Source organism: Nonomuraea sp. NPDC054003 (assembly GCF_055585125.1).
In genome coordinates, this window is the sequence record NZ_JBVJKR010000036.1 from 1 (window position 1) to 3878 (window position 3878).

Consider the following 3878-nt stretch of genomic DNA (forward strand, 5'->3'; position numbering starts at 1 on the left):
CAAATGATGCTAAAGTGACCATCGAGGCGATTGCCTCCTAATAGTCCACCGGATTACAGGTGGCCTTCTCAAACACCATCTCCCTGGGCGCGGCCCCCCACCGAAGTGGAGTGCGGTTATCAGGTGCTACACACCGACGAGGGTGTCCTATTGCAGCTCAGCACATACGGCTCAGATGGGCGACAGTCCGAAAAGAAGACGAGCCAGACCCTCCAGCTTGACCAGGAGCGCGCTGCCGAGCTTGTTCAAATCATCAGGAACGCCTTTCCTGGTCTGGAGGGCCAGATCTGAAGTCACTTGTCCCTGGACCTATAGACCCTCTGCTCTTCCGCTGGTTGCAGGACTATCGGCCCGTTCGCAATAGCCCGAGGCTGCTTGTCGCCTATGAAGGGTGCGCGGCGTTGTGGACGGACATGAGTTCTTTCGGTGGCGAGAAGCAGGGATAACAGCAGGGCTTGAGGAGTTCTCAGATGTTGAGAAAGCTACGGTAACCGCGCCTCGCCCGTGAGGATCGAGTCCCACATCCGCTCCGCCACGCGTCTCGACCACGGCCCGGCGTACGCGACTCGTGGGGGAGTGGTCTGGTACGTGCGGCGAATCACGTACATGCCACCGGACGCGAGCAACTCGTACACGATCGTCCGACACGAGCAGGTGTAGCCCAGCACCCGTGACCGGAACGGCCGCTCGGCCGTCCAGTCGATCGGCATCGTCGGCAGGCCAATGCGGCCTGGCGGATGGGGGGCAAGCTGAGGACAGGTCCAGTCGTCCAGGTCGGTCATGACGCTTCGCCCAGCATGGCCCAGACGATCTTTCCGCCTGTCTTCGGCCACCGATACCCCCAGGTGACTGCGACAGTGTCGATCACGAGCAGCCCTCGGCCGCCGACTGCACCCGCGTCCGGCCGGCACAGTTGCGGAGGACGGCGGCAGCAGTCCCAGACCTCCAGGACGACTCCACCGGCCGCCCGATGGAGTCCTATCCGAACCCTTCGATAGGACCCGGCGAGCATCCCGTACGCCTCAATCTCGTCCTCGCTGGGATCCGAGGCTTTGATGCCGTTCGTGACCAACTCGCTGATCACGAGTTGGGCGTCGTCGATGAGGGCGCCGCGCCCCCAGTCCGCCAGCACGCACGCCACATGTCTACGAGCGAGGGACACCGCGATTGGGTGGACCGGCAGCTCCGTGTAGTTCTGCCGGGTCGCCAACAGGTTCACGCTCATGCCGACCTCCCATGACAAGCAGTGCGTCTAGTACGACTGCGTGGAGTCTCAGCATGAGCTTCGGGAGCGTTCTGCAGGGGCTTTACCTGGCCTTATCCGGCGACGGAAGTAGACACAAGTGCCCTGTTGCGTGTCGCATCGCTGTAGTTGTACTGTCACGGAAAGTAAAGACTGCCCAACGCCTCAGCGATGTGTCTATGGAGGAGCAGCATGGACAACGGCATCGGTGACCAGATGTCGCCTCGTGCGCGCTTCGCCGCCGACCTGATGCGCCGCCGCAGGGAAGCGGGTATATCCCAGACCGCGCTGAGCAACAGGGTTCGATGTCATACCTCACTGATCAGCCATGTCGAGCGAGGGCGGCGGGCTCCCACGGTGGAATTCGCGGAGGCGCTTGATCGGGCTTTCCAGCTCGACGGTCACTTCATGGACCTATTCACACAAATATCGCATTCGCCGACCCTCGGCTGGTTTGCTCGCTGGGTAGAGGAGATCGAACCGCAAGCCGCCATCCTTCAGTCGTGGGACCCGCTCGTGATCCCTGGTCTGCTCCAGACACCCGAGTACGCGCGGGCCATCTTCGGCACCACGATCCCTACCGAGTTGGTCGAGGAACGGGTGCAGGTCCGGATGCGACGCATGGAGATCTTCGATGCCCCGAACCCGCCTGTTTTCCTGGCAATCATCGATGAAAGCGCGCTGCACCGCCCAATAGGCGGCCCGAAGGTTCTCGCTGAACAGCTCGGCCGGCTTCTAGAACACGTACAGAATTCACGAATCACTGTCCAAGTAGTGCCTACCGCGGCCGGGTGCGCGGCTGGCATGATGAGCGCGTTCACGCTGGCACGACTACGCGACGGCACCGAAGTCGTATCAGCCGATTCCGTGCTGTCGGGTCTGGTTACGGGCGATCACGAATCCGTCGTGCGGGTCAAAGTGAGGTATGACACCATCAGAGCGGATGCCTACCCTCAATCAATGTCACTGCAGGTCATAGAGGATGCGGTAAGGAAATGGACCCCATGAATCTTGAAAATGCGGAGTGGCGCAAAGCGACTGCCAGCGGCGACAACGGGCAGTGCGTCGAGGTGGCGACCAACCTCCCCGGTGTCGTCGCCGTACGCGACAGCAAGAACCCCCACGGCCCCGCGCTGATCTTCACACCAGGCGAGTGGAAGGCGTTCGTGGGCGGCGTCCGGGACGGTGAGTTCGACCTGGCCTGACCTTCGTCGGCTTCCGGACGCTCGACTGGGACCACTCCAGAAGGGGTACGCATGGCAGCCTGCTACCGGATGTCCGGTCAGGCTGCCTACGCGTCGAGGCGCACTCCCTGACTGTGGCCTGACGCCCCACATACACCGGCTACACGGGTGGACCGATCTATGACGGGATGATCGGCGGCTGCGCCGATGCCGCGTTCGTCAACGCCCGGGCGGTGGCGTGGACGGCCCTGAACTGAGAGGCGTCCCAGATCATGTGCAGTCCGTGATGGTTGTAGAGGGTGAGGCGCCCGTATCTCATCACGGGAAGCTGCCGGTTGTCTTTGAAGCGACGGTCGGGCCCTCCTTTGACGTTCACGTACTGCCAGGTCCGGTCCACGATCTCACCGTCGCGGGGGAGAGCGCCCTCCTCGATGACCCGCACCGCCTCGGCCGAGAGTTCCAACTGCTGGTAGGGGATGTCCGCGTAGTGCTTCCCCTCCCTGAGAAGCACCCGGTCGGGGAGGAAATGGACGGATCTTTCGCCCGAGGTCAGCGTCGGAATGGCGACGTTGGTGACCAGGATTCTCGGTCCGTTCATGCCGGCTGCGGCCGCCCGGCGGCGGTGCAGGGTCGACGCGCCGGCATTCACCTTGTACTGGTACGGAGTCTGCACGGCACCGGATGCGGTGATCAGCCAGAAGCCGCCGACCTGTTGCAGGGCTCCGACGGCCTGTACGAGGTCGTCGAATCGTCGCGCCATGTCGTCGTTGACGTCGTAGATGACGACGACCGATCGTCTGGCCTGGTCGCGCATCGCCAGCCAGACGATCGCCGGGACGCCGACAAGGATCAGGAGCAGGCCCCATCGTCCGAGGACGAGGCCGAGAACGAGGAGGGCGCCGAGGGCGAATGGCCAGAGCGGTCGCCGGCGGGCCGCGACCTGGATCTGGTTGACCAGATCGCTGCGGTGGCCGGCCACGAGCTCTTGGACCGATGCTCCGGTTACGTCCTCCATCACCACGGAACTGGACGGGGGGATGTAGGGCCGTGGGTACGGCGAAGAATGCGGCGCGGGCTTGTCGATCGTGCTCTGGTAGGAGATCCCGCCGCGGCCCATGTGCACGTAGTTGCCTCGCGGGCCGGTCCCCACTCTGAAACCGGGAACGCCTACCGAGACACCCATGCCTGACGGGGACATGGTGAACCGGAACGGTCCAGCGCGCAGGCTCGTACGAGTGTAGAAGCCCATGGGCTGTCCTTATCGCTCGGGGGTGCTTGGACTTATGCTGATTTATGCGGCTCAGCGCGTCACATTGCCGAACGCAGAATAGCCCAGTTCAAGGTGCCTATGTCTGACTAGCCTCGATCTTTCTCGACCTTGAGTTGGTCGGCTGAAGTCTTCGGCTGGAGGTCGATTTCCTCGCTGTGGTCAGCGTGGGTGCCCGGCTGTC

The 3878-nt window shown here is 63.1% G+C and carries 5 protein-coding genes; 2 read left to right on the forward strand and 3 right to left on the reverse strand.

Features of this window, described 5'->3' with window-relative positions:
- Window positions 1–482: 482 nt before the first annotated feature.
- A complete protein-coding gene (locus ACZ6YG_RS44510) occupies window positions 483–710 on the reverse strand; it encodes a hypothetical protein (RefSeq protein WP_466021355.1) in 228 nt (75 codons plus the stop codon).
- A gap of 68 nt (window positions 711–778) precedes the next feature.
- A complete protein-coding gene (locus ACZ6YG_RS44515) occupies window positions 779–1225 on the reverse strand; it encodes an ATP-binding protein (RefSeq protein WP_466021356.1) in 447 nt (148 codons plus the stop codon).
- Between the two features lie 210 nt (window positions 1226–1435).
- Between ACZ6YG_RS44515 and ACZ6YG_RS44520 the strand changes: the two genes are divergently transcribed.
- On the forward strand, window positions 1436–2251 hold the full coding sequence (locus tag ACZ6YG_RS44520) for a helix-turn-helix domain-containing protein (protein WP_466021357.1): 816 nt from the start codon (window positions 1436–1438) through the stop codon (window positions 2249–2251).
- Window positions 2248–2448, forward strand: a complete 201-nt coding sequence (locus tag ACZ6YG_RS44525; protein WP_466021358.1) for a DUF397 domain-containing protein — start codon at window positions 2248–2250, stop codon at window positions 2446–2448. Before ACZ6YG_RS44520 ends, ACZ6YG_RS44525 begins: the two co-directional genes overlap by 4 nt.
- 157 nt (window positions 2449–2605) lie before the next feature.
- Here the strand turns inward: ACZ6YG_RS44525 and ACZ6YG_RS44530 are convergent, their stop codons facing one another.
- Window positions 2606–3676, reverse strand: a complete 1071-nt coding sequence (locus ACZ6YG_RS44530; RefSeq protein ID WP_466021359.1) for a DUF4236 domain-containing protein — start codon at window positions 3674–3676, stop codon at window positions 2606–2608.
- Window positions 3677–3878: the final 202 nt, after the last annotated feature.

Bases quoted from the DNA above. Each gene is read 5' to 3' on its own strand.
- ACZ6YG_RS44510 (WP_466021355.1), bottom strand. From the start codon at position 710: ATGCCGATCGACTGGACGGCCGAGCGGCCGTTCCGGTCACGGGTGCTG.
- ACZ6YG_RS44515 (WP_466021356.1), bottom strand. From the start codon at position 1,225: ATGAGCGTGAACCTGTTGGCGACCCGGCAGAACTACACGGAGCTGCCG.
- ACZ6YG_RS44520 (WP_466021357.1), top strand. From the start codon at position 1,436: ATGGACAACGGCATCGGTGACCAGATGTCGCCTCGTGCGCGCTTCGCC.
- ACZ6YG_RS44525 (WP_466021358.1), top strand. From the start codon at position 2,248: ATGAATCTTGAAAATGCGGAGTGGCGCAAAGCGACTGCCAGCGGCGAC.
- ACZ6YG_RS44530 (WP_466021359.1), bottom strand. From the start codon at position 3,676: ATGGGCTTCTACACTCGTACGAGCCTGCGCGCTGGACCGTTCCGGTTC.